Annotated in this window: 17 protein-coding genes and 1 pseudogene; 12 read left to right on the top strand and 6 right to left on the bottom strand. The window is 46.0% G+C overall.

The features are described from left to right. Positions 1 to 3: 3 nt before the first annotated feature. Positions 4 to 447 carry a globin domain-containing protein gene (locus LFE_RS03935; protein ID WP_014448975.1) on the bottom strand — a complete coding sequence of 148 codons (444 nt, stop codon included), beginning with the start codon at positions 445 to 447 and terminating at the stop codon, positions 4 to 6. A 493-nt stretch (positions 448 to 940) separates the two neighbouring features. Here LFE_RS03935 and LFE_RS03940 point away from each other — a divergent pair, with 493 nt between their 5' ends. Beyond that, the gene (locus tag LFE_RS03940; protein ID WP_014448976.1) at positions 941 to 1,951 is read left to right on the top strand and encodes an isocitrate/isopropylmalate dehydrogenase family protein; all 1,011 of its coding nucleotides are present in this window, start codon (positions 941 to 943) and stop codon (positions 1,949 to 1,951) included. A 27-nt stretch (positions 1,952 to 1,978) separates the two neighbouring features. After that, complete coding sequence (locus LFE_RS03945; protein WP_014448977.1) at positions 1,979 to 2,326, top strand: hypothetical protein; 348 nt, start codon at positions 1,979 to 1,981, stop codon at positions 2,324 to 2,326. Positions 2,327 to 2,378: 52 nt separating this feature from the next. On the opposite strand, the gene LFE_RS03950 is transcribed toward LFE_RS03945, so the two are convergent. From LFE_RS03950 to LFE_RS03965, 4 genes are all read right to left on the bottom strand, one after another. Then, positions 2,379 to 3,770 (bottom strand): sigma-54-dependent transcriptional regulator, encoded by a 1,392-nt coding sequence (locus LFE_RS03950; protein ID WP_014448978.1) that lies wholly within the window; start codon positions 3,768 to 3,770, stop codon positions 2,379 to 2,381. Then, entirely contained in the window at positions 3,767 to 5,650 is a 1,884-nt protein-coding gene (locus LFE_RS03955) for an ATP-binding protein (RefSeq protein ID WP_232502566.1), read from the bottom strand. Before LFE_RS03955 ends, LFE_RS03950 begins: the two co-directional genes overlap by 4 nt. Positions 5,651 to 5,895: 245 nt before the next feature. Further along, a complete protein-coding gene (locus tag LFE_RS03960) occupies positions 5,896 to 8,367 on the bottom strand; it encodes a YbcC family protein (RefSeq protein WP_014448980.1) in 2,472 nt (823 codons plus the stop codon). Beyond that, entirely contained in the window at positions 8,364 to 10,022 is a 1,659-nt protein-coding gene (locus LFE_RS03965) for a proton-conducting transporter transmembrane domain-containing protein (protein ID WP_014448981.1), read from the bottom strand. Before LFE_RS03965 ends, LFE_RS03960 begins: the two co-directional genes overlap by 4 nt. 404 nt (positions 10,023 to 10,426) lie before the next feature. On the opposite strand from LFE_RS03965, the gene LFE_RS03970 reads away from it, so the two are divergent. The 8 genes from LFE_RS03970 (at position 10,427) to LFE_RS04005 (ending at position 23,360) form a co-directional block, all read left to right on the top strand. Continuing rightward, the gene (locus LFE_RS03970; RefSeq protein WP_014448982.1) at positions 10,427 to 13,831 is read left to right on the top strand and encodes a tetratricopeptide repeat protein; all 3,405 of its coding nucleotides are present in this window, start codon (positions 10,427 to 10,429) and stop codon (positions 13,829 to 13,831) included. Further along, entirely contained in the window at positions 13,807 to 14,391 is a 585-nt protein-coding gene (locus LFE_RS03975) for a hypothetical protein (RefSeq protein ID WP_014448983.1), read from the top strand. Before LFE_RS03970 ends, LFE_RS03975 begins: the two co-directional genes overlap by 25 nt. Continuing rightward, the gene (locus tag LFE_RS03980) at positions 14,378 to 15,253 is read left to right on the top strand and encodes an endo alpha-1,4 polygalactosaminidase (RefSeq protein ID WP_014448984.1); all 876 of its coding nucleotides are present in this window, start codon (positions 14,378 to 14,380) and stop codon (positions 15,251 to 15,253) included. The genes LFE_RS03975 and LFE_RS03980 overlap by 14 nt, the downstream gene beginning before the upstream one ends. Positions 15,254 to 15,258: 5 nt before the next feature. Next, positions 15,259 to 17,109, top strand: a complete 1,851-nt coding sequence (locus LFE_RS03985) for a hypothetical protein (RefSeq protein ID WP_014448985.1) — start codon at positions 15,259 to 15,261, stop codon at positions 17,107 to 17,109. 67 nt (positions 17,110 to 17,176) lie between these two features. After that, a complete protein-coding gene (locus LFE_RS03990) occupies positions 17,177 to 18,166 on the top strand; it encodes a hypothetical protein (protein WP_014448986.1) in 990 nt (329 codons plus the stop codon). Then, the gene (pelF, locus tag LFE_RS03995; protein ID WP_014448987.1) at positions 18,159 to 19,679 is read left to right on the top strand and encodes a GT4 family glycosyltransferase PelF; all 1,521 of its coding nucleotides are present in this window, start codon (positions 18,159 to 18,161) and stop codon (positions 19,677 to 19,679) included. Before LFE_RS03990 ends, pelF begins: the two co-directional genes overlap by 8 nt. Beyond that, positions 19,679 to 21,133, top strand: coding sequence for an exopolysaccharide Pel transporter PelG (gene pelG / locus LFE_RS04000; protein WP_014448988.1), 1,455 nt, complete (start codon positions 19,679 to 19,681; stop codon positions 21,131 to 21,133). The genes pelF and pelG overlap by 1 nt, the downstream gene beginning before the upstream one ends. 49 nt (positions 21,134 to 21,182) lie before the next feature. After that, complete coding sequence (locus LFE_RS04005) at positions 21,183 to 23,360, top strand: polysaccharide deacetylase family protein (RefSeq protein ID WP_041774007.1); 2,178 nt, start codon at positions 21,183 to 21,185, stop codon at positions 23,358 to 23,360. 119 nt (positions 23,361 to 23,479) lie between these two features. Here the strand turns inward: LFE_RS04005 and LFE_RS04010 are convergent, their stop codons facing one another. Continuing rightward, a complete protein-coding gene (locus LFE_RS04010; protein ID WP_014448990.1) occupies positions 23,480 to 23,722 on the bottom strand; it encodes a hypothetical protein in 243 nt (80 codons plus the stop codon). A gap of 696 nt (positions 23,723 to 24,418) precedes the next feature. Here LFE_RS04010 and LFE_RS14655 point away from each other — a divergent pair. Beyond that, a pseudogene (locus LFE_RS14655) lies at positions 24,419 to 24,613 on the top strand (type I restriction-modification system subunit M N-terminal domain-containing protein); the annotation flags it as partial. Between the two features lie 140 nt (positions 24,614 to 24,753). Then, complete coding sequence (locus LFE_RS04025; protein WP_014448992.1) at positions 24,754 to 25,242, top strand: virulence RhuM family protein; 489 nt, start codon at positions 24,754 to 24,756, stop codon at positions 25,240 to 25,242. The last annotated feature ends 58 nt before the right edge of the window (positions 25,243 to 25,300 follow it).

Here is a 25,300-nt window from a genome sequence, read left to right on the forward strand (position 1 = left end):
AATTTATTTGGCTGAAATGGGTTGATATCTTGCTGGGTCCATTGACTTGGACGCTGCTTCTATCATGACAGATGCTGCGAGGTTATAGGCCTCACTCCATGCCTCGGCCATTTCCTTTGTCCAAGCGGGGCCAGCGAAATGAGCTAGTGTTTTCATCAGGCTATTCCCAACAATTGGATAATGCTCCGGTCTTGTATCGAACTTGATATGTCCTGACCCGAGTCTCTGGAGATAAGGTACAAGAGCATCAGGCTTATCGATATTGGAGGTGATATAGACGATGGAATCAAAAAGCCGCTGCGCTTGAACGCCCATTTCTGCTGGGAACATCTTCCTGACTTCAGGATGATCTGTGAACATCGTATTGTAGAAATACTCAGTGACTTTGCTGCCAAGAGGCGCGATTAATTGGGCACTTGCCTTGATAAGATCGGTGTTGATAGCCATTTTTTCTCCTTTTACAAATACATTTACGATTAGACTTTTTTTACTGGGCAACTCGGTTAAATGATGCATGCAACATGAATCATAATAGTCAGAGTGTTATCACTTGTCAATCTAGGATCTTCTGATGAGGGGAGATAAGGCTTTATGGAGAAAGATAAAGGGGAAATAAGAGGATCTGAGAAATAAAGGAGATTCCCCTGCGCTCACTCTTCATAATACTGTCCGAATGATGGGTTATTAAAGAGAAGGCAGTTTGAAATGGAATGACTCTTTATTCCTGCTTCGATTCAGACTGTGGTATTACTAGTTTGTGTGCGAAAAATAAGTGTGAAAACGCACTATTTTTCATGGCACTCATGTTGATTGTGGCGTAATAGTTCACCAGTAAAAGAAAAAAATTGATGGTATGAATATTGCTTAAGGGATCTTGCAGATCTCTCTTCAATGGGGATGAGAGAAGATTGGACATCGTGTATTTTGGAGGATTTCATTAATGAAAAAGCATGTCATTACAATGTTGCCCGGAGAAGGTACTGGACCGGAAATCTGTGAAGCCGTGAGAAGGGTCATTGACCACAGTGGTGTTGATATCACTTGGGAATATGAAGAGATCGGTCTCGATTGCCTTAAGGAGCATGGCACGCTTTTACCAGAGAAAACCATTAAATCGATCGCAAAAAACAAGATCGCTATCAAGGGACCAACGACCACTCCCGTTGGAACAGGACACAAGAGCGCAAATGTGACTCTTCGGAAGATGTTCGATCTCTATGCAAACGTACGCCCTGCCAAATTGATCCCTGTTTTAAAGCGCCCATGGGATAAAATCGATATTCTCAGTTTCAGAGAGAATACAGAGGATTCCTACGCGGCAATCGAACATATGGTTTCTGACGAAGTGGCCCAGTGTCTTAAAGTCATCACTTGGCCAGGGTCGATTCGTATTGCCGAGTTTGCTTTTAAATGGGCCAGAGCCAATAACAGGAAAAAGATGCAGTGCGTTCACAAGGCCAATATCATGAAAATGACCGACGGTCTTTTCTTGGAGGCTTTTCGTGAAGTTGCAAAGAATTATCCGGACATCGTTGCGGAAGACATTATTGTCGATAACTGCTCAATGCAGCTCGTGCGTAATCCTGGCCAATTCGACTGTTTAGTACTTCCTAACCTCTATGGAGATATTCTCTCTGATCTTTGTGCAGGATTAGTCGGCGGTCTTGGCTTTGCTCCTGGTGCCAACATTGGTGATAACTGCTCTATCTTTGAAGCTGTTCATGGTTCAGCTCCAAAATATGCCGGCATGAAAAAGGTGAATCCTTCCGCCGTTCTTCTGTCTGGTGTAATGATGTTGAAGTGGTTGAACGAGCATGAAGCCGCAACCCGAATTGAAAAGGGTGTGGACAAGGTTTTGGCCGAAGCAAAACATCTGACTTATGATGCGGGCGGGACGGCTTCTACTGACGAATATGCTGACGCCATTATCAAGGCAATGGAAACCGTTTAATCTCTATCGAGAATAAGGAGAATTACGATGCTTACAGAAGCAACCAGCAGACGGGCAAAACGGCCTGCAAAACCCGTCACTCTAGTCGGCGTGGATGTCTATATCATCACAGAAGATGGTATTCCAAATTTTGATGATTATGGGGCCTTCAAGATTGAGTTCATCTCAAACAGGGGAACCAAGGTTTGGCCAGGGTATGTCAGCCCGGATTTGATGATGGTCAACTGGTATCGATGCCGATTTATGGCAAAGGGTCCCGTTACGGATGCAGATGTGGATGTTCTGCTTGCGAACCTGACCAAAAAATGGAAATGGTCTGCAGCTCAAAAGCTTTGGAATTACGGAGATGAAGCTGGTTTCAGCAAAGCCTACTGATTTCTAGCTACTTTAAAGGGGATCGGGGGATTTATCTCTCGATCCCCTTTTTTTATCCTCCCTCTTTGATTCTTCGATCCAGTGCCCATCTGCTAATTCCCAGAAATTTGGCGGCCATTGTCTTTTTTCCATTCGAATGTGCGAGTACTTTTGCGATCAGTTCTCGTTCGTGGCTTTCAAGAGAATCCGCTCCAATCCGGAATGGAATAGCCAGTTCCTGTTGATCTGAATGTTTTTCCGAAGATTTATCCTCTCCTGATATGTTTTTTTTGCATTGTAATTCTGCAGGAAAATGCTCACATTCCAATTGGGTTCCAGAACAATAAAGCACAGCGCGCTCTATCAGATTGGATAGTTCCCTGATATTTCCTGGAAAGTCGTAGCTGATTAGAAGCTGCTTTGCTGATGGTGAAATTCTATGGATCTTTTTTCGAAAAATTTGCGCTGATTTATATAAGAACTTCTCTGAAATCGGGATGATGTCTTTACGCCTTTCTCGAAGCGGAGGGATGGGAAGGACAACGACATTCAAGCGATAGAAGAGATCTTCCCTGAAAGTCCCATTTTTAACCGCTTGTCTCAGATCTCTATGTGTTGCAGCCATAAAACGGACATTCACAGGAAACTGTGCGCCTCCACCCACTCGTCGGATGGTTCTCTCCTCAATAACCCTTAATAATTTTGCCTGAAGGGGGAGAGGTAAGTCTCCGATCTCATCAAGAAGAACGGTTCCCCCATCGGCAAGTTCGATCAACCCAACTTTTTTTCCGGAAGCTCCGGTAAAAGACCCTTTCTCATAACCAAACAGTTCGCTTTCGAATAGCTCTGAAGGAATCGCGGGGCAGTCCACTTCTATGAAAGGCCGGTTTCCAAGTGGTCCGTTGTAGTGTAGGACTTTTGAAACGTATTCTTTTCCGCTACCTGTTTCTCCTTGAAGGAGAACAGTCACTTGATCATTACTTGCAAGATCCCGGACCTGTTTTTTGAGGTGCAGGCTTGTTTCACTTTCGGCAACCATATGTTCAAGTGCGTAACGCTCAGATTCTTTTCCGGTCCAATACCGTGCCTCTCTTGAAAGAGAGAGAAATCGTGTTGCATTGGCCAGTGATAGCAAGAGTTCATCCATGTCGATACTCTTTGTGACAAAATCAAAGGCTCCAAGTCGCATGGCCTCTACCGCATCCTTAACAGTACCCCTCGCAGTGAGTACGACAACAGGAATTTCCGAATCCTGGCTTCTGACTTCCTTTAAAACGTCGAGCCCGGACATTCCGGCCATGACCATATCGAGGATCAGAATATCGGGATTGAATTTCTTGAGCATTCCAATCCCTTCCTCTCCATTACGCGCTGTCTGGACGAGGTAACCTTTTTCCGAGAGTTTTATCGAAAAAGCTTCCCGAATAGAGGGCTCATCTTCTATAAATAAGATATTGGCAATCATTTATCCTCCTGTTTTACCGGCAACCACACTGTTGCCCTGACGCCCTGCCCAGAAGGGCTTTCTATAGAGATTTTCCCTTGATGTCTGTCGACAATATCTCTTGTAATGGAAAGTCCAAGCCCCACTCCTTTGGCTTTTCCATACGTGAAAAATGGCTCATGAAGTCTTTTCAGGATATGGTCTGGAATTCCTTTTCCGGAGTCTGTAATCATTATATTAATGCCTTTTTTATCGTGATGGAGGCAGGGTTTCATGCCGATGGTAATGCTCCCTCCCTCTGGCATAGCGTCAATAGCATTCATCATGAGGTTCAAAAAGACCTGTTGAAGAGGACCACGTGCTCCCTCTATTGGTTCAATGGGGTCTTCAAGAGAAAGTGAAAAATGAATTTTAGACTTACGGAATGCCTGGGCAAGGAGAGAATGTGCATCTTCGACCAGATCCACCAGATCGAGAAGTTGAAAGTCAAAGGATTTGGGTCTCATGACGGAAAGATGGGACTCCAGTAATTCATCAATCCTTCTGGCTTCCCCGGCGATCAGCTGAACCTGTCTTCTCAACTCCTCTGGAAGTTTATTTGACGCTCCAATATGATCTGCGAGACTCCCCATTCCAATGAGAGGATTCCTGATTTCGTGAAGCAGTCCTCCTGAAAGTTGACCCACCAGCTTGATCTGTTCTGTCTGTCTGAGTGCCTCGAGTAACTTTTCTCTCTCGGAAAGGTCGGTGAGAATGGAAAGAAAATATCGAATGGTATTGTCAGGATCCATAACGGGGCTGATATTTTCCCAAACAAGAAATTCGGATTGGTTTTTTTGCCGGTTGATAAACCTCCCGACAAAGGATTTTCCGGAAAGTAATGTTTGCCATAACAAGTTATAGAAATCTGGACTTTGTCGTCCCGATGAAAGTAATGCGGGGGTTTTTCCGATGGTCTCTTCCCTGGACCATCCGGACATTCTTTCCATTGCCGGATTCCATTCAAGAATAATGCCGTTTTTGTCAGTGAGAATCACCCCATCTTGAACTTGAGCGAAAAGTCTTTTATAGAGGGATAATTGGGTTTCTTCTCTTTTCCATCGATCAAGAATTGTTGCGAAGGTGTTGGCCACTGTTTCAAGGAAATCGATTTCCCTGGCATCAAAACTACGAGCGGAAACAGTATGGATGCTCATTGCGCCGAGAACTTGTCCCTGAAACATCATGGGTACGCTGACACCTGAGCGAACATGATGACTTGAGAGGAGAGTCGATGGTGAGAATCGGTGCTCGACACCCATGTCCCGAACAATGACCGCCTTCTTTTCCCGGATGGCAAAACCAGCCTGTGAATAAATGCCCCCTTCCTGGACATAACTCCCAACGAGTCCTTCCTGCCATCCTACCCCGGCAAGAAGATGCAGGAGTGGATCAGAATCCCCAGGAATGAGAATCTTGCAAAACTCAACATTTAAAGCTGTGGCCGTTTCTCTGGAGGTGAAATCCGCGACATCCTTGAGTGAGGCCCCACTGACAGCCAGATGGGCAATTTTACCGAGGACTGCCTGATATCGACTGATTATGAGGCTTTCCCTTGATTGTGTTTCGATATCGGTCATGTCTTGAATATGGGCAAGAAAAACAGCTGGATCCATAGATCCCTTTTCAACCGCAAAGACTCTGCAGAGGATGATATGGGGGAGTCCATCCCGGTCTTTGGTCTGGTATTGTGTGATGGATTCCTTTTCATATTTTTCGGAGAAGGTAAAAGATAATATTTCATCAGAAAGAAGAGGAAATCCTTTTTTTTCGACTCTCAAGCCATTGGACATGGTTTCGAAAAGTGGAGTTTTGAAAAGAGCTTTCTTATGGGCATTGAATATGCATATTCCAATGGGCAAGGATCTCTCACCAATTTTCGACGGGAGCTGATCCAACGGAAGAGGGTACATAGTATTGGGACCAGATTGGATTTTTCGGTTTTTGCTCATTTGAGCGTCCTCTACCACTATTAAGCCAATTGCAATGGTCCGGCTAAAACCTTATTTAGGTTCATAAAGCAACCTCAAGGGCCGGAGGAGGTCTTCTCCTCCGGCCCATCCTAAGGCAAACCGCTGTTTTTATGGAGATTGGAATCTTGCATGATTCAAGTGATCTCCAGCCATGTTCCATTGGAGATCCTTTGATGGAGCCTTCCATCACTATCCATGTTGAAGAAGTAAAGCCATTCGTTTTCAATCAGTTCCCTGACAAGGGTGTGTTTTTTGATGACTTCTTCAATGGGAGATTGTGGTGCTTCAATGACAACATGAAGACGAATGGGTTCATGAATCCATTCTCTTCCGTTATGAAGCGACTGCATGGCAAGTCCTGTTCTCAGATCTCCTGCGTTGCCTTCAAGCACACCGATGGAACCGCCGACAACATTATGCAAAACCTTGTTTCCACTTCCATATAACCGATTATCCACCATTGATCCGAAGTACTGCATGTTAATCCAGTTTGCCACGACCATTGGTGCACTCATGATCAGTTCAAGCGTTTTGAATTCAGGATCGTTTTGCCAAGTATAATTATGCAGGAAGGCTCTTCCGGAAAGATTGATCCCGACCGTTCTGCTTCTGGGTGCTGCGATAAAAGCCGCGTTTCCAGCTAATCCCCATTCTGGCCGCACTTCAGACCAGTCATTGGCCCTTCTCCTGAGGTTATCTGTAATTTTTTCAGGAGAAAGCTCTTTGATTCCAAGGAGACCCGCCCTTTCGATCCTGCTGATTTGCCCTGCCTGAAAAAGCCATGTTTCAAGGCGAGCAAGACTTTCTCCCAAAGATGTCGGAAGTGACTGTATGTCAAAGAGCGTGACATTATCGGTGGTTGTATCATGGAGTGCCGGTATGAAGAATGTGTCATCCGGAATAACAATCCCTTTATCAGATGCAAGCTGTTTTCGGGTGTCTGGATCGTTTAATAATGCTGCGGCAACCCTTGCGCTGACTTCGCCCGTTTGTCCGGCACACGCTCCGCAATCGAGACCGGTTGCCTGAGGGTTATTCAGTGTGCTGCTTCCGTGGCCAACCAAAAGTACGATGGGTGAAAAATTCCGGACAAGGCCCATGTTTTTGAGAATAAACTCTGCAACATTTGCTCTTTCATGTTCCGGGATTCCTGATTCAAGCTCTTTTCCTGTTGCGGAGAGTTCAGGACCTTTTCCCAAGGCGGGAGACATCCTCTGGAGTTCTTTGGTCTTTAACCCTTTCAGGTTAGGGTGAGCGACTGGTCGGCTCCAGCCCATTGTGTTTCCGATGAGCTTCGCCGCAGACAGCATTCCCACAGATTCAACAAAGGAGAAACAGGAAGCCGCTGATGTTTTGAATGTTTTCCATATATCGGATGCTCCTACCCGCAGATGCCGCTTGTTGAAGAGTTCTTCTAGCTCTGTTTTAGATGCTCCTTCTGGAATCTCCCTGATACGGTATGTCGGAGCAAATAAAATGGGAAGATGGTTTTTGGACTTCGTGGCACCAAATGGAAGATATTCCACCAGCATGCCAAAAAATCCCGCAAACCCCAAAGTTTCTGCGGATGGCGCAACTTGCTCCAGTGCTCTCCGGAAGATTTCCGAGCGTACATCGATACAAAAAATGGCTTGCAGATCAGGTCGTATTTCCTTGACATCAGAGTTTAGGCTTGTTCTGATGGCATTTATCAAACGCTTTTGATAACCGAATTCAAGGGCTCTGTGAAGAACTGATTCTATCGGTTGCTCAGGAAGCGGTGATTGGGTCAGAAAATGATCTGCGGCATGCTTCCATTTTAAGGAAATCTCCGGAGACTTTTTCATGATGAAAAGCAGAGCATCCCAGGACACCCTCACTGCAAGCAGATCTTTCGCCGAATGATTTTGTTCCTGTTTGAGCTGTGCCTGCCAATCAAGGTATCTTGCCCAAGCGGCCCACCCTGAAATGCTGAGGATGGCTTTGTGAAGATAGAGGTCAATCGCTTCAAAAGGGAGTTCAAGCTCCTGTATCGCCCATGAAATACAGTCGTCCGGGTTGTCCGGGAGTTTTTCCACCCATTTCCTGGTTTCAGAAAGACCCATTGCCCATGGGCTCTTATCAATTTTTGAGAATGCAACCCAACCGTTATATAAGGATTGGTTCCTAAAAGGATTTTTCCAGAGAGCTTGTCCCTCATCAAAATATGATGCGCAATAGTGGCTGATTCTCTCGGTGATGAATCCGGACCAGTCTTGATGATCGTGTTCTGAAAGGATATCACTGAAAAGGGAAGCCGGCTTGATATTCTTTGTTGAACCCTTTTCCATCTGCAGTTTGAATGTTTCCGCGCCACTGTGGATTCCTCGTTCCGATAACGCCATCTCAAGATCCTGATTGCTGATCTGACCTTTTTTCATCTGCTCCAGGTAATACTCCCTGTCCATAAAGAGCCCTGTCCCTGTGAGCTTTAACAAGGTTTTTCCGGCTTTTTCGAACGGCTGGTCCCTGAGTCCAAAATAGGGGTTGACTGCCACAAAATTTTTGAGTGGCCATAGTGGAGCAATTTTTTGACAGGCAGCTTCTATTTTCTCACTGAGGTCAAGATATTCACTGGCCGTTTTCATAGAAGCTCCTCCCTATGATTCAGAACAGGAGATCCTGCCGCCTTTGCCGAGGTTCCAAAATTCAGGCGGCGAATCAGTCTGCTGATGATGGTATCTACATAGAGCCCGTTATAGATGTGCACATACATGGCATTCCAGAAGGGGCTCTTTTCCAACGAGTGAAGATTGGCCTGAAGAGTAAATATCAAAAGGAATATTGCTGCTATGAAGAGACTTAACAGAATCTCCGAAAGGTTTTCCGGGAATCTGGGCTCAAGAAGTGTTTTTCCCAGAAGATGTTCAAAAATTTGATGAAGCCCAAAATAACCGGACAGGACAAGTGCACTGATTCCAGAGATCCAGACGATTAATGTTCCTTTTCGGGGATGTCTTGCAGTCAGGGCCGGAAGCATCAGTTGAGCCACAGCAACGGAGAGAATCGTTCCAAGGATCAAAAGTGCCGGCTGTTCGCGAAAATTCATGCCAAATAGCCAGGCAACCATTAGGGTCATCCCAGTTCCGAATAAAAGACCGGGGAAGGTCTTCCGGGAAGAGGATTGTGTTTCTTTTGCCTTAAATGATGGAGTCCGAAAATGGTCAACAACACTGCCGGATGACAAGAAAGCATGAGCCTTGTAGACAGAGTGTCCAAGGATATGGATGACCGCAAGACTGTAGAGACCCATTCCGCACTCCATCAACATGAAGCCCATTTGGGCGGAAGTGGAGTAGGCTAGGGACTCCTTGATATTCGTTTCTGTGAGCATCATCAGCGAAGTGGTCAGGATGGTGATGGTTCCAAAAACAATCAGGACGTCTCTGCTACTTCCAACAATCGATAAGAGTGGACTCATTCTCAGTACAAGAAATGCACCGGTGTAAATGATTCCAGCATGAAGAAGTGCGGAAACAGGTGTTGGTGCTTCCATGACCTGAATCAACCATCCGTGAAATGGGAATTGGGCGCTTTTGAGGATGGCGCTTGCGACGATCAAATATCCCGCAACGATTAACGATTCGGGTAAAGGAGAGTGCAAACCGGTAAGTGCCTCGTTAAGACCCGAAAACTCTGTTGTGTGAAGGGTTTTCGCGATCAATATGATTGCAAGCAGAAGGGTTGCATCGGAGATTCGGCTGAACAGATATTTTTTTCCTGCCGCCATCAAGGCAATCGGTCTCTCCTTGTAAAAAATCAGAAGTTTATGAAGGAATAGGCTTGTTGCAACCCAAGAGGCAAAGAATGCCCAGATGTTGCCGACTGCGATCAAGGTAAAGAATGAACCAAGCGTGAGGCAGAGCCAACGATGGAAAAGTCCCTCATTTCTGTCGCCATCCATATATCGCAGAGAGTAACGGGAAACAATTGTCCCGACAAAAGCGACCAGGACCAGCATAATAATGGTAAGTGGTGTAACGGATGTATCAATAGAAAAAGCACCCAGGCCTGCCGGAAGATCTATGGAGAAATAATTTTGGGGAACGGCTTGTGTCATGATGTACGAAAAAGCGGCGAGAATCGATGCAATCAAGGCAAATGTGGATGCGGCCAGAGATGATTTTTTGATCAGGGCAATATGGTTGTTTGCCCTGATACCAAGAGCAGCTCCAACAATCAGAAGCGGCCATGGGGCAATGAGCATCAGTGCTGAAGTAAAGATGTCTCCGTTTAAGGTCATAAAATCCTCCATCATATATTTGAAATCTTGTTTTTTATGGACGCTGGCTTTTTGTCAAAAGGATCAAGTGTTTTGAATGGATAGATAACCATTAAGCATTTTTCGTGCCAGTATTTAAATATTTTTGATATTTAACTTTTTTTGTTTTTGTGGATCTTTTGTGGTGGCTTATGTGCGATTCCGCACAAACCTGGTATTTCACGCTTCAAGAAGAAAGTGACTCGAAAACACAGGACGCTTGATTCATGTTTTTGCTCTTTTCCTGAATTTTGTATTTTATTTATTTATTATTAATGGTGTATGATGGTAATGCTTTTTAATCCCCCAAACTTTGTTTCTTGATCGATAACAATCTGTATTCAATTAAGGTTGATACTCTGAATATTCGATTCGTATGGATCTTGTTGATCTCTTTTGTTTTTTATGTGGTTTCTCTTTTTCTGATTCCGACAAGGGCTGAATATGTGGACCTTGCGATCAGTTCAGGAAACTATGATTATGCCTCACAGTTGCTGGCTCCAGTTCTGATTGAAAAAAAGGTCCCGGTCTGGGGTCTCAGGGATGCCGCAAGAGTGGCCGCATTGCAGGGCTATCCGGAAAAGGCGACCAGTTATCTTGAAAAGCTTGTCTCGGAAAATCCGGAGGAGTATCAGGACAGGCTGGAACTTGCCAGACTATATCTTGACCAGTATCAGCCGGGCAAAGCTGCGGTGCAGCTCCACATTCTTTTGCAGAATGAAAAATTACCTCTTAAGGATATGGTTAATCTTGCCAAATCATATGATCTGATGGATCTTCCCGATGCCGCCCTCGAAATCCTGCACCGTCTTGCCGACAGTCATTCCCGTGATATGGATTATTGGAAAACGATCCTGATATATGACTCACAGACTGGAAATATTGATGACACAGCTAGAACGCTTCGAAAGCTGACAACGGAATTTCCAAAGAGGATCGACTATCTACAACTCAGAATGAACCTTGCCTATAGAAGGGGGCGATATGCCGAGGCTATCCGGATGACGGATCGAATGAAAAGTCTGAATGCCGGACTTGACCGCTCCCTGATGCCGGCTATTCGCTCCCTGTTTCACCTGGGTCGCCCTGTGGATGCGTATCTTCTTTACCGACAAGCATCTTCCAATATTTCGGACAATAGCGTCCTGGAATCTGCCGCATGGTACTTTTATCAGAAAAAATACGAGGGGTATGCACTTTCAATCTTTGAGCGTTTACTGATGAGGGAGCCAAAGAATAAGGATAACTGGGATAATGCTGTCTGGCTGGCCGACAAGATGGGCTGGTATCAGAGAACGAGAATGCTGATGGAGGAACGGCAGAAGGTACTCCCCCTTCCTGAGGCACTTTTTCATGTTCGCATGCTGGACCTGGATCTAAGGTATCATTTGGACGGTCTGGCGCAAAAAGACCTCCTCACATGGTTGGGTCAACCGCCTGGACCTTCGCTTCCTGACCTGAGACTGGCTTGGCAAAATGCTGAAAATCATAAAAATCTCCCTCTTAAGGGAGCTTTGCTCAAACAGGCTCTATCTCTCAATCCCCAGCTCGATGTTTTAAGATCCGACCTTGCAGAGAATAACGTTGACCAGGGAGATGAAACAATGGCGGGTGGTGTCATTCTTGCCCGAGGACTTGCGATCAGGGACGTGGAGATGATTCGCCGATCCGTTCCCTACTTCAGGGATGCCGGTCAGACGGAGACACTCAAGGGGATCTTCTTTCGTCTGGCAAGTTCAGATGGCCGAATGGAGTTTAGAAATGACCAGTTTGAACTGTTTCGCCTTTTTGAAGAGAGTCCCCATAAGGAAGGATTGGGACATCTTGTGGCCGTTCTTGACCGTTATCCTGATCTTTCCGCGTCCATGAGCATGGAGCTTTCTCATATCCTGATCTGGGAGAAAAACTACGCTCTGGCCCAAAAATCCATTAATCGGGTGATTGCTGCCTATCCATCCAACCGGGCTCTTCTTTTTCAGGCGTCTGACTGGTTTGTTGAGGCGGATCAGCTTTCCAGTGCGCTTGTTTATGATAAAAAGCTTGTGGAGCTCCTTCCATCCGATCCGGAAGGTTTTGCCCTTTTGATCAAACACAAGATCTGGTCCGGGGATAATCGGCAACTCCTGGTTCATTACCAACATCTTTTAAAGCTTCAACCGAATAATCGGACAGCGCTTCTGTTTCTCGCCAATCATGCTTATAGCCATGGGGAGTTCCGTTTGGCTATCCGATATTATCGGCTGGCAACGAAAGCCGGAGTTTTGGACTATCGGATCTTTTATCACATGGGACAGGCATTTCATGAGATGGGGGATAATCGGATGGCCAGAAAAATGGACCGATTGTCATGGAAATTGCTCCAAAAACACCTCTCAGAGTGTAATGGTGAAATGGGAAAAGGAGGAGACCCTTCCAATTCCGATGTTTTGCGATCACAGATCTCTTATCCGATGCTCCCTCTCTCTAGAATTTCCAAAAAGAAAAAAGAACAACTTCTCTACAGTATCAAAATTCAGAGTGCGTTGGGTCATGAAAAAGTGGCCTATAAGGATGTCCTTTTGTATCTTCGGTTATTTCCGGACGACAGGGAAGGTCTTTATTGGGCAGCAAGACTTGTCACAAAACTTGGGACTCCCGGAGAAGGGCTTCACTACCTGAATAAATGGTTGTCGAATCACCCTGACGACAGGGATTTTCTGATCTATAAAGGAGAGCTTCTGATGAAAGAAGGACACACTCATACAGCACAGAAACTCCTCTGGCGATTGTACCGGAAAGCTCCCAACAAGGTTATCTGGAATGATCTTGTTGATTCTTATCGAGTTCAGGGAGCACTTGATAATGAAGAATCGTTCGATTCCCATATCTTTTCCCAGGGGGAAACGCAGGCTCCCCGAGTCACAGGCGGATTGCTCTCTCTCTATGATATGAAGGACTGGAGTCTGAAAAATCAAAACTTTGCGATTTTTTATCCGGGAGGAGCATCCTATATCTTCGATACGAAAATTGAGACACCCCTCTATTCAAATATCAACTATTTTGCAGGTCGAACGGAGTATCTTGGTGTGGGTTCGGGGGCAGGATGGGGAACGAATGACTTCTCCTATGCCGGGATCCGATGGACTCCTTCTCCGGGCTGGCAAATAACCGGTGAGGCCGGTGATACACGTCTGACCGGTTCTCCGGGATTTTATATTCATGTGAGCGGACAACAATCTTCCATTGCCGTTGATGTTCAGGGATTTGACGATATGATCTGGGGAGATTTTGGACAATCGATTGTGAGAGATGGTCTTCAGAGCGGATATATGGCCCAGATCACATGGAACGCATCTCCCAGACTCTCTTTTGTGGCAGAGAGCTGGCTTTTTGATTATACGCTGGAGAATGCAACCGTTCCTTTTGGCACCTTGCACAATACCATGGGAATGATGGATTGGGTGCTGGATCCGCTTCCCCAGATTGATTTTTTGGCTGGATATGAAGACTGGAGCATGATGAGTCCATCCCAATCAGTTGCCGCACTGGTGCCTATTCTTGAAAGACAGCAATTTCTTTTTTCAGCTTTGGTTTTCCAGCATCAGATACACAACCGCTTGAACTTCAATGCCCAGGTTGGGGGATATGAAGATATTTATTCCCATATTCCGTCCTATGAGGGAGGAGCTGGTCTTTCCTACCGTTTTTCGACTCATCTTGAAGGTTTTGCTAGCGGAGACTATTTCAATCAGTCCGTTCTTTACAATGGTGCATCTCAGGAGGTTGTATGGGGATTCAATCTTTGGTTTTAAAGGGATCATCTCTTGTTTCCGGGAGATTTTCTTGGATTGTTATTATTGTGTTGATTCTGGGGTTTTCAGGGTGTTCTTCCACATCGGAGAATCATTCCGGACATCTTCCTGTTTCCAATGTTCCATTGTCCGTTCTTATTCTTCCCTTTTCCAATCTGACGACAACCCCTGATGCGGGAAAGTCGGTAACGACTATCCTGATATCATCTCTGATCCGTCAAAACTCCTTAAGGGTCGTTTCCTCCGAATCGATTCCCTTTGAAGTTCCGGGTGGGATATCTGCCATGAATATTCCTCCGGGTTTGCGGGACAGGCTCAGATCGATGGGGGTCGATATGATCCTGTCTGGTTCAGTTATTGAATATGGCTATCGCTCTGAACTTGAAAGTGAGCCCGTTGTCGGGTTGACATGGATGATGACCGACCTTGCCAGCGGAAAGATTCTCTGGTCTGTTCGGGCATCTGGGGTCGGATCCTGTTTTTGGGGTTGCAGTCAGACTTTGACTTCGCTCTCTGGCAAGCTGATCCGACGCGAGGTTGAACGCTTTGTCAGACAGTAAAAAAAAGACTCTAAAAATTCTTTGTGCTTTGGGTATTTTTTTCCTGGTAGCATCTTGCCACAATGAGATTCCGGGCGCCTCTCATCTGCCCACCTCATCTGGGCCAAAACACTTCATTGTCTACTATGGACCTTCCCCAAAATCCTTTTCCCATGTGGACTGGGCCATTGTGCAGGATTCTTATCGACCGGCTCCATATGCGAAAACTGTCTATTTTGCGTATCTGTCGCTCGGGGAAATTGATCCGGGAACAAATGTGTCGAAAGAGTTGTCAGCAATTCCCGGTGAGCTTTCCCGAGTGACCTTATCCAAAAACGTCTTTTGGCATTCGCGAGTTGCAGATATCCGGCGGGATTCTTTCAGGCAGGCCCTTTTAAGGCAGATCCAAGACGATCTCCGGAATCGGTTCGGCGGGATTTTTTTGGATACGCTGGATTCCCCGTTGGAGTATCGTAAGGAACATCCTATAAAGGGCAAGGGGATTCGCCGGGCGATGAAAAGCTTTATTCAAACTGTCCATGCTTCCTATCCGGGTATTCGGATCATTGTGAATAGGGGGTTTGAGATTCTGCCTTCCATTGCTCCTGAAATCTCGGGAGTTCTCTTTGAAGATTTCTGCTCCCGTTTCGATGAGGAAACGAAAACGTATGTTTCTGTCCCGGAAGATGAAAGACAGTCTTTTCTTCAGTTGATCTATCAGGCAAAAAAGCGCAATCCGGAACTTGTCGTGTTGGCCCTTGATTATGATGATCCCGATCATCCTGCTTTTACAAAAAAATGTGAGCAAATCTCCAGGAGAGAAGATTTCCCCCATTATGTATCGGACTGGACTCTCTCTACTTCGGTTTCCCGAGGGAAATAGACCCGATGAACTTTTGGACGCGGGAGAAAAAGCTCTGGTGGCTTCCTTATCTCGAAGCTCTGGGAGGAATTCTGATTTTGACAGGATTCTTTCTGGAGTTTTACGGGATCTCTTCACTCATTCTCCCCCGATTCCATCCGTTTCTCCCATTGGTTCTGCTCATCGCTGCCAGATACGGATTTTTGCCAGGAGTTGTTTCGGCACTTTTGGGGTGTCTGGATTACTACCTGTTACTTCTCTGGCAGGATCATTGGGATAGCTTGATGCCAGGTCACTTTTCCTTTTTGTGGCCTTCGGCATTTCTGTTTTCAGGGATGATCGTGGGGGAGCTCAGGGACGCTGAATCCCGAAGATACTCGGATCTGGAGTCCCAATTTATCAAGGAAAAAGATGCGGCCCGGACCGCGACCCTTCAAGTCGAGATTCTGATCAAGGCAAAGAAGGAACTTGAAAAAAGAGTCTTCCTTGATCCCAATCTGGCGACAGAGCTTTTTGATGTCTTCCGTTCTCTTGAAAAAGATGAGATCGACAGCATTCCTTCAACATTGCTTTCTCTTTGTGTTTCATTCGTAGGGGCAGATTCCGTTGCCTTGTATCGTCGGGATCGGGATCACTTCTTCCTTGAAGGCTCTGCAGGATCTTTTCAGTGCCCGGATAGGGTTGACAGATCCTATCCCCCATTTTTTAAAGTCTATGACTCACGGCAGGCCATGACGATTCGGGAGAATGGGATTTTTCCAGAAGGAGTCTTTGCTTCTGGAAAAAAACATCGGCCTCTTTGTATTTACCCTGTTTTATCAGAGGAATATCGGGTCGAATTCTTGTTGGTCATCTGGCATGCTCCGTTTGAAAAGTTAACACCCGATTTCTTTCAGATGATGAGGATGATTGTTGATCGGGCGAGTTCCCGGCTGGAGTTCCTGGAATCTCACAAAAAAACGAGGGAAAGTGTTTCCATAGATGAAACGACTGGGTTTCTCCGGCCTGTTTTTTTTGCGAGGAGAGCTGCAGAAGAATTGAGCAAGTCTTACCGGTATCAAGCATCATTTTCCTTGCTTGAGGTTTCTTTTCGTTCGAGTGCGGGTTCCAAAACGGATTTCCGATCGGCCCTTTTGTCTGTTCGGGAGATTGTAAAGCGTCTTCTCAGGGATGTGGATTTTTCTGGGTTGACCGGAGACGGAGATGGTGTTTGTCTTTGCCTTCCCCACACGTCGCTTTCTGGAGCTGAAGTTGTTCAGAAAAAGTTTCTCGTTCTATGGGATGAGCTCTTGTCCTCTTTTCCGTTACTTCAAGAAGTCACACCCGTATTGCAAGTGCACTCTTTTTTCCCCTCAGACGGTCGGGGTGAAAACGACAATAAGCTTTACCATTCGTTGATGATTCGTCTGGATTCGGTTTTCCTTCAGGACCCCTCAACCGGATTTTACAGCGGTCAAGGGTTTTGGTTGGAACTCCAGAAGGAGAAACAACTGATCGAAAAAGAAGCCGAGAAAATCGGACTGATAGCTGTCTGCTTTGAAACACCCTCATGGGAGGATGTTGTTCTTTTTGGAAAGGCATTGAGAGGAATGAGAAACCTCGAGGGAAAACCTCTTCTGACAGAAAGGACCTTGATCGGAATCCCTCTTGATGGAAACTCCCTGTGGCTTCTTCTCCCCAAGCCCGACCTGAATGCTCTGGAGTTTATTGAGGGTGAAGTTTTGAGCACATGGTCCGGGACGGATATTCCAAGGCTTAAACGGGGGAGTCTTTCCATTAAGGCTCGTTTGCTTGATCCATCGGACGCTTTTTTAGAAGCGGAAAATCTGAATCAACTGTTGCACTTGACCGGTTGGAGTAAATATTTTGGCGCATAGAGGTATTTCCCGGAAGAAGGGCCTTTTTCCTGGAGATTTTTTTCACCGACCAGGATATCGTCGACTGTTGCTCTATTTGTTCATGTTTTTCTCTGCCATCCTTGCTTTTTTTATCTTGTTTCTGGTGGCGGGTCATCTTTCAGGACAAAAATTGTTTGAATGGGTTTTTACGGATTGTCTTCTCTGGTCTGCCGGATTTTTTTTAATCGATACTCCGGCTCGCTGGATTTATCTCCCGATCCCATTTCTTTTGCCGATTGTAGGTCCAGTCCTGGGCTGTGCGGGTTATCTGATTTTTCATCTCTCCCGACAACAAAATTATCTGGCAGACGATCCCACCTTGAATGCGATTTTCCACCCCGCCGGCAAGATGACCCGGCTCACTTACGTATCGCTTGAGGAAATTCTTGAAGCGGATCGAAAGATTGTGTCGGCAGGGGATATTTTAAAATGGGGAGACGTTCCCCTGAAACAGGCACTCATTGATCGGTTGTCTTCGGAGGGAGGTTCGCCAAGAGCCATCCGAGCCCTGAAGGGGGCATGGAATGATCCTGATGAAGAGGTACGGCTTTTTGCCTCGACCGTTTTGACCAGACTTGAAAAAGGCTATCAGGAGCGAATCCGGACCCTCGAACAGATGGATGAAGAGCATAAATCCTATTCTGAGATCGGAAAGGCCTATTTTGATTACGCCATCTCAAACCTTGTGGGACAGAAACTTTCGGAGGTCCTGATCATGACGGGGCTTTCCGCCTATCTGATCGCGCTCAGGGGCAATGAGTTCTTTTCTTTGGAAGAGCTGGTTTCGATTGGATCCCAGGCGATTTCGAAGGGGAATGAGGAGGTTGAAACATTGGTTATGGATAGGATCGTGACATTGGGAGGGAGAAAGGAAATCAAGTTCCTGAAATGGATGAGGCGATATCAGGATGGAGAGTATTTTGAGCTCCAGCAAGATATTCGAGATTCTCTGAGCCTTTTTGAGAAGATTCCGATCCCGCCTTATCTCGATCTCTGGATGTCCGATCCGCCAGATTCTGGTGTGCACAATGGATAGTAACGACTCGAAAACTCCACAAATTGCCGATATCTGTTTGATTCTCGAGGGGACTTATCCTTATGTTACGGGAGGAGTTTCCTCCTGGACCCATCAGCTTATAACGAATCTTCCCGAGTTTACCTTTCACCTCCATTGCTTGATCGCGGAAAAAGAACCTGGACCGTGGTTGTTTCCTCGCCCGAATAATGTCATTGGCGTGAGCAACCTCTCTTTGGGGCAGTGGTCATCAGAGAATGAAGAACCCCAGGAGCCACTCGATGATAATGAGGAGCATGAACTTCTTGGAGTCATCGAAAGCTTTCATCGGGATCTTCTTTCCGGTTCGCCAGAAGCGTTTGAGAGACTCTTTGGAATTTTTTACCGAATGGGGTTGTCTTCAAAGCTTTTTACGACGCTGTCTTCAGGGAGAGAGGCGTGGAATTTGATCCAGAAATTTTATAAAGAACAATTTTCTCAAGAGTCCTTCATCGATTTTTTCTGGATGTGGAGAACAACTCATCTCCCTCTTTTTTCCCTTTTGGCAAGTCCGGTTCCAAAAGCCCGCCTGTATCATTCGCTTGCTTCGGGTTACGCCGGAATTTTGGGCGTTATGGGCAAACTGGCTTACGAAAGACCACTGATATTGACTGAACATGGTCTGTATACACGGGAGAGAAAGATAGAAATTGCCCTGGCTCAGTGGATTGGAAGCGGAAACGCGCGCGACGATATGACAATTCGTCCAATCAACACATCAGTCAAGGGATTCTGGATGCGTATTTTTGAACAGCTTGGACGCATTGTCTATCACTATTCTGACCATATCATTACCCTTTTTGAGGGAAATCGCCGCATACAAATACGTGATGGAGCTCCTGCCGAGAAAACGAAGGTCATTCCCAACGGGATCAGGGTGTTTTCAGAAACAAAAATTCGAGAAGTTCAAAAAGCCCAGAGTGAAAAATTGTCTGTTGCTATGATTGGTCGTGTGGTGCCCATAAAGGATATTAAAACGTTTATTCAGGCTTGCCGGATTGTCAGGGACCAGTTGCCCGAAGTTCAGTTTCTGATTATGGGGCCCATGAACCAGGATCCGGAATATGTGAAGGAATGCCAGAATCTCGTTGAAATCCTCAAAATGGGGGATGCGATTCAGTTCACAGGATCGGTCCGGGTTGAGGACTATCTTCCGAAGATGGATCTTCTGGTCCTGACATCTCTTTCAGAGGCACAGCCTCTTGTGGTGATGGAAGGTGCCATTTTTGGAGTGCCTTCTGTAACAACCCGAGTCGGAGCTTGTAATGAATTGATCAATGGTCGAACTCGGGAAGATGTCGCGCTTGGTCCTGGCGGGATCGTGACGTCGGTCGGCAATCCTGAAGAAACGGCTTTGGCGATGCTCAAGATTTTGAAAGATGATGGCCTTAGAAAGAGAATGGGTTACGCCGCCCGCTTGAGGATGGAACGTTTTTACCGGGAAGATCTGCTTTTCGAAGCCTATCGGACTCTTTATCAAGAGGGGATCGGCTGATGGCGGGTATCGGATTCGCCCTTCGAAAACTCTCTAACCGGGAAGATCTTTCTTCCATTGTGTCAGGATTTATCCTGTCGGCGATTGTGGCTGCTGGACCATGGATCCTGACAACAGCAGGACTTTTGATTGTCAGCTATTCAAGCATGGGCTACTTTACCCACGTCCAGGATTATCTTCTCTTCAGATCGCTTGTGACCTTTTCGTTTGCGGCAACCTTGATTTTGGTTGCATTGATCCAGCTTCCATCGACACGTTTCATCGCAGACCGATTTTTTGAGATGAAATTTTCAGATAACCGTTCGATTTATATCACCGTCACCGGAATAACACTTCTGTTTGGAATTCCCTTGTCAGGGCTTCTGATTTTTTGTCTGGACCTATCGCCTTTGGTCAGACTTTCCTTTTTCAATCTTCTGATTGTTCTCATGCTTCTCTGGGTAACGACATCACTGGTTTCCACGCTTCACGATTATGGTGCGGTGGGGATGGCTTTTTTTTCAGGCTCCCTGGCCAGCGTTTTGGGGACTCTTTTGGGTGCACGTTATGGAGGGGTTGCCGGCGCCCTTCTTGGCTATCTTATGGGCCAGGGGGTGATCGTAACACTATTGGCGGTCAGGATCTTTGTCGAGTTTCCGGGACCGATTTTCTGGAACAGGAGTTTCCTGCGTTTCTTGAAAAAAAGATGGAATCTTGCTGTGCTTGGATTTGTGATGACGTTAGGGATCTGGATCGATAAAATTCTTTACTGGTATGCTCCGGGCTCGGAAAAAGTAGTCGGGTTCATTCATATAAACCACATATATGATATCGGAATGTTTTTTGCGCTTCTGACGGTTATTCCGACGTTGGCCATGTTTGTCTTTTATTTTGAAACGGGATTTTATGAACGATATCGAATGGTTTTTGTTCTTCTGGAAGGGAAGCGTCCATTCTTTGAAATTCTGGAAGCCAAGGAACAAATGGTTCGCTTCATCAGGAGAGGGCTTGGATATATTCTGAAGATCCAGGGAGCGGTCACTTTTATGGTTGTTTTAAACGCCCAGGGAATACTTCGTTTTTTTCATGCGGATCTCATGGCTCTTCCAGTATTTCGGATGGGAGCTCTTGGCGGATTGTGCCAGGTGGTTCTGACGATGGAATTTACCTTGCTTCTCTATTTCAATCAGCAAAAAAAAGTGGCTCGTCTGGCCTGGGTTCTTTTTCTTTTAAATGGATCCCTGACCAGTTTGGCTATCTTTCTCAGCCCTCGCTTCGAAGGATTCGGCTATCTCAGCGCATGTCTTTTTTCTGCCGTATATGGATATCTTCTCCTCGATCAGGGAGTCAATGACTTTGAATTTACGGTTTTTATGCAGCCACCGGATTATTTGCCTGTCGAGGAATCGTCATCGGAAGGGACTTCACCCTTACTCGCTCCATCGTTATCTGCTATTCCACCGAAGGTTGGGTGAATGAAACGCGCCAACCTATTGCCTGACAACCTGATAGGGCTTTGCTGATATGAGAAAATTGCCTTTTTGGGTATTGATTCTGACATTGATGTTCTGTCCTGCCTTAAGGCCGAACGTATCGGGAGATTCTCTTGAAAACGGATTGCCTGGGAACAAGACCGAATCACACCCTGCTCCAAAAACGTCTTTTGAGCGGTCCGTTCTTGTGATCTATTACGGTCGATATCGTGAAACAAAGGATGAAAACAATTTTCGGAAATATTGGGATTTTCCCTTGAATGACCTTGGGTTGAAAGCACGATACCGCAATATGCGTGATGGGTTCCCGCATCTCAAGGAGCTTGATAGGACCAGGGCTGTTTTCTTTCAGTTTGATGACAATCCCGTTCCTCATCCACTGGCTTTATGGACTTTCATAAACGCTCTTTTGGAGAGACAGATCAAAGTGATCTTTCTGGAATCCTTTCCTGAAGATCCCCCGGATCAAGTGAACAGAAGTGATGTCAGGCAATCGAGGGAGAAGGCTCTTTCGCGGATGGGGCTTAAAATAGCTGGAGATTGGGATACAAACTCTTTCGGGCTCGATTATGTTGCGAAAGATTCAAAAATGGAAGGATTCGAATACCCTCTTCCGAAGTTTCCCTCCGAGTTTAGGCCTTTAGTCAACATATCATCCAAAAATCAGGTATTTTTAAGCGTAAAAAGTACTCTTCCCAGAAACCAAGGCCTTCAAAGTGTTTACGCTATTTCGGGAAGCTGGGGTGGGATGGTCTTTGATCCGTTCATGATTCGGTGGCCCATCCTTGATAACACCCATACTCTATGGTTCGTAGATCCTTTTCGTTTTCTTGAAACAGTGCTGGCTGTCAGAAAGACTCCCCGAATGGACCTGACGACCCTTAACGGGATGCGTATCTTTTATAGTCAGGTTGATGGAGATGCTTTTGATACCCTCTCCCTCTATGAACGCCGGAGGATGTCTGCTGAAGTTCTTTATCAGAAAGTGTTCCAGAAGTTTGATCTTCCCTTTAGCGTATCTGTTATCACAAGTCAGATTGACCCGCACTACCAGGGATCAATGAACCGAGTTTTCTGGGCACGAAAAATTTTTGCATTACCCAATGTAGAGGCCGCTTCCCATACATTTTCACATCCTTTCTATTGGGAGCCGACAGAAAAGCAAAAAGATGAGGGACCGGTCCATATTGAGATTCCTCATTACAAATTGAATTTCAGGATGGAGATAAACGGGTCAATCGACTGGATCAATCAAAATCTTTTGCCTCCGGGCAAGAAAGTCATGCTATTGCAATGGAGTGGGGACACAAGACCAGGGCGGGCAGCTCTTGCTCAGCTTGCAACAACTTCCGTTTTGAATATCAACGGATCGGATACCCGATTTGATAATAATGCTCCATCCTATACTTTTGTTTTTCCTTACTTTAGAAGAGTTGATGGATATACCCAATATTACAATAGTGATGTGAATGACTATATTTTGACAAATGACTGGAAAGGTCCATATTTCGGTTATCTGAATGTTATCAAGACCTTTGAGCGGACCGATCGACCAAGGAGAGTGGATCCGATCGACGTCTATTTTCACTTTTATGCAGGGGAGAGGGAGTCTTCCCTGAATGCCTTGAAGCAAGTGTTGTCCTGGGTGTCTACCCAGAATATTGCTCCGATGTTTGCCTCTGGTTTTGTAAAGGTGGAACAGGGATATATCAGTGCACATATTCAAAAGGAGGGTGCTGGAGAAGGGAATGGTTGGGTCATCGAGGATTATGGAAAGGATACGACCGTTCGCTTTGACCATGCTGACCAGCTTTATCCGGAGATTTCATCCGGTGTGATCGGATTTCGTCACAGGATGGGCTGCCTCTATGTATATCTTGCACCGGATCAAAGAAAGGCAACCATAAAGCTATTGAAAAAGCCTCCCTTGGGACCGTGGTTATCAAAATCGACCGGATATGTTCGATTGCATGGACCGATTTCCCGGAAGATCTTTTCTTTTTCCTATAATGGATGGGTCGCCAATGACAAGGTTGTCTGGAAGGGACTTTATCCATCGACTCCCTACCGATTGTCGCGTCAATCCCGAATAGGCAATAGAAAAAACACTGTTTTTTTGATGTCTGATAAGGGGGGAATGCTATCTGTCGCCCATATTGAAAATGCGGTCAGATATTCTCTCTCTGTTGGACGCTCAGGATCGGATTGAATTCCCTGTCGCCAGTGGAAAAAAGTCAAACTTGTTTGAACCTGATGCTATTGTCCAATGGGTCCAAACCATCGGTGTGATCCAATGGTTTGGACCATGGTCCTGCGGTATGGAGTCTGTTACTTTTTGTCACCAAACAGGGACGCGTGTTTTCTGCTGGCTTCATTTTGATGCTCTTCGGCAGAACTGGCATGCCCTGTCGCAGAGTGAGCATGGTGTGCAGCAGTCTTGTGGTCACCTGCTTCATACATCTTGCTGGCTTCCTTGTGATGCTTTGCCGCTTCTTCATGATGTTGAGCCGCTTCCTTGTGGTGTTCTTGCGGTTTCATTTTTGATTTGTCTTTTAATGTTTCAGTCATCATGGGAAACTCCTTTATGGGATGTGATGGGCCTAGTTTGAGCCAAATGGTAAGCTCGGATCGAGATTACAGTCTTTTTCCGGGGCTTTCTGTTCGTTATCACACATAGGGGATGGCGGGATTGGGTTGCGTGTCTTTTGTTGCCCATACTGGAAAACGAATAGGTACAGATCAAATTGAGAGAGGAGAACGACGGGATCTGTTTTCTGTTGTGAGGAATTGGGATGTTATGAAAAGGGAAGAGGATCCAGGTTGTTGTGATTTTGCCGTCTTTTTTGAGTGGAATAGGGAAGAGAGACTCATAATTGAGGGTTGTGTGGTGAGCCGCCTGGGTTTCGATCCCAGCACACTCGCCTTAAAAGGGCACAACCCACACAACAAACCTATCCCGATTTTCCACGATTTCTTTATTTTGAGCCATTTTCCAATCTTGCACTATACCGATACTTTCCATATGGATCCCGGTTCCTGTCGGCAAACTAGCACAAATTTAGAACGACCCCTCACGAAAAAAACCGAGAACTCTGCTCAAAAAACTACCTGATTACTCATGATCCTCCTCTGGCTATGTGCAATTTGTGGTTGAAACCCTCCAATCTGCAAGTTTGTAAACAATCGTTTTATGCAAGATCAAGATATGGTTGACATACCCCTTCATCTGATATTCTGGGTCGTGTAAAAAATATGCTTGGAGGTGACATGGCGGAAAACGGGAATGGACGGGCGACAACACTTGCGGACTTCATCTGGAAAAACGCCGAAGATCTCCGGGGTGACTTCAAGCACACCGACTTCGAAAAGATCATCCTCCCGTTTGCCCTCCCGAGACGGCTCGAATGTGTTCTTGAGCCGATGCGGACGAAGGTTCGAGATTATCTTGAACATAAGGACAAGGAGATCGGCCGGGTCGACTACGAGATCAACTTCAACCGCTTCTTCTACAAATACGTTACGCCCCGCAAACTGGAAGAGATCGATACGGAACTCAAGCAGGTCGAGAAAAAAATTGCCGAGTTGCTTGGAGAGGTTACGGAATGAAGGATGTCGTCATTTACCGGACGGATCGGGGCTCCATCGAGGTCACGGTCTCAAATGATACTGTATGGCTGACTCAGGACCAGATCTCAGAGTTATTTGGCCGTGAACAATCGGTGATTACAAAGCACCTGCGCAATCTTTTCAATGAACGGGAACTGGATGAAAAATGCAATGTGCAAATTTTGCACATTGCTGGTTCGGATAAGCCAGTCAGGTTCTACAACCTTGATGGCATTATCTCTGTTGGCTATCGGGTCAAGTCCCGTGAAGGGGTGCAGTTTCGCCAGTGGGCCAGCGGAATTCTCAGACAACATCTTCTACGGGGATACACCCTGAATCAGACGAGATTCGAAGACAATGCCCGTGAACTGGAAAAGGCGCTAGTTCTGATTCAAAAGACGGCCGAAAGCTTAGCCCTGTCGGCCGATTCCGGAAAGGGTCTTGTGGATGTCGTCACCCGCTATACCCACACTTTCCTCTTGTGATTCTTTACCTGTGAATCAATCTATCGTGACTTCTACCTCGACATCATAATCTCCTGAT

This window comes from Leptospirillum ferrooxidans C2-3, assembly GCF_000284315.1.
GTDB lineage: Bacteria > Nitrospirota > Leptospirillia > Leptospirillales > Leptospirillaceae > Leptospirillum > Leptospirillum ferrooxidans.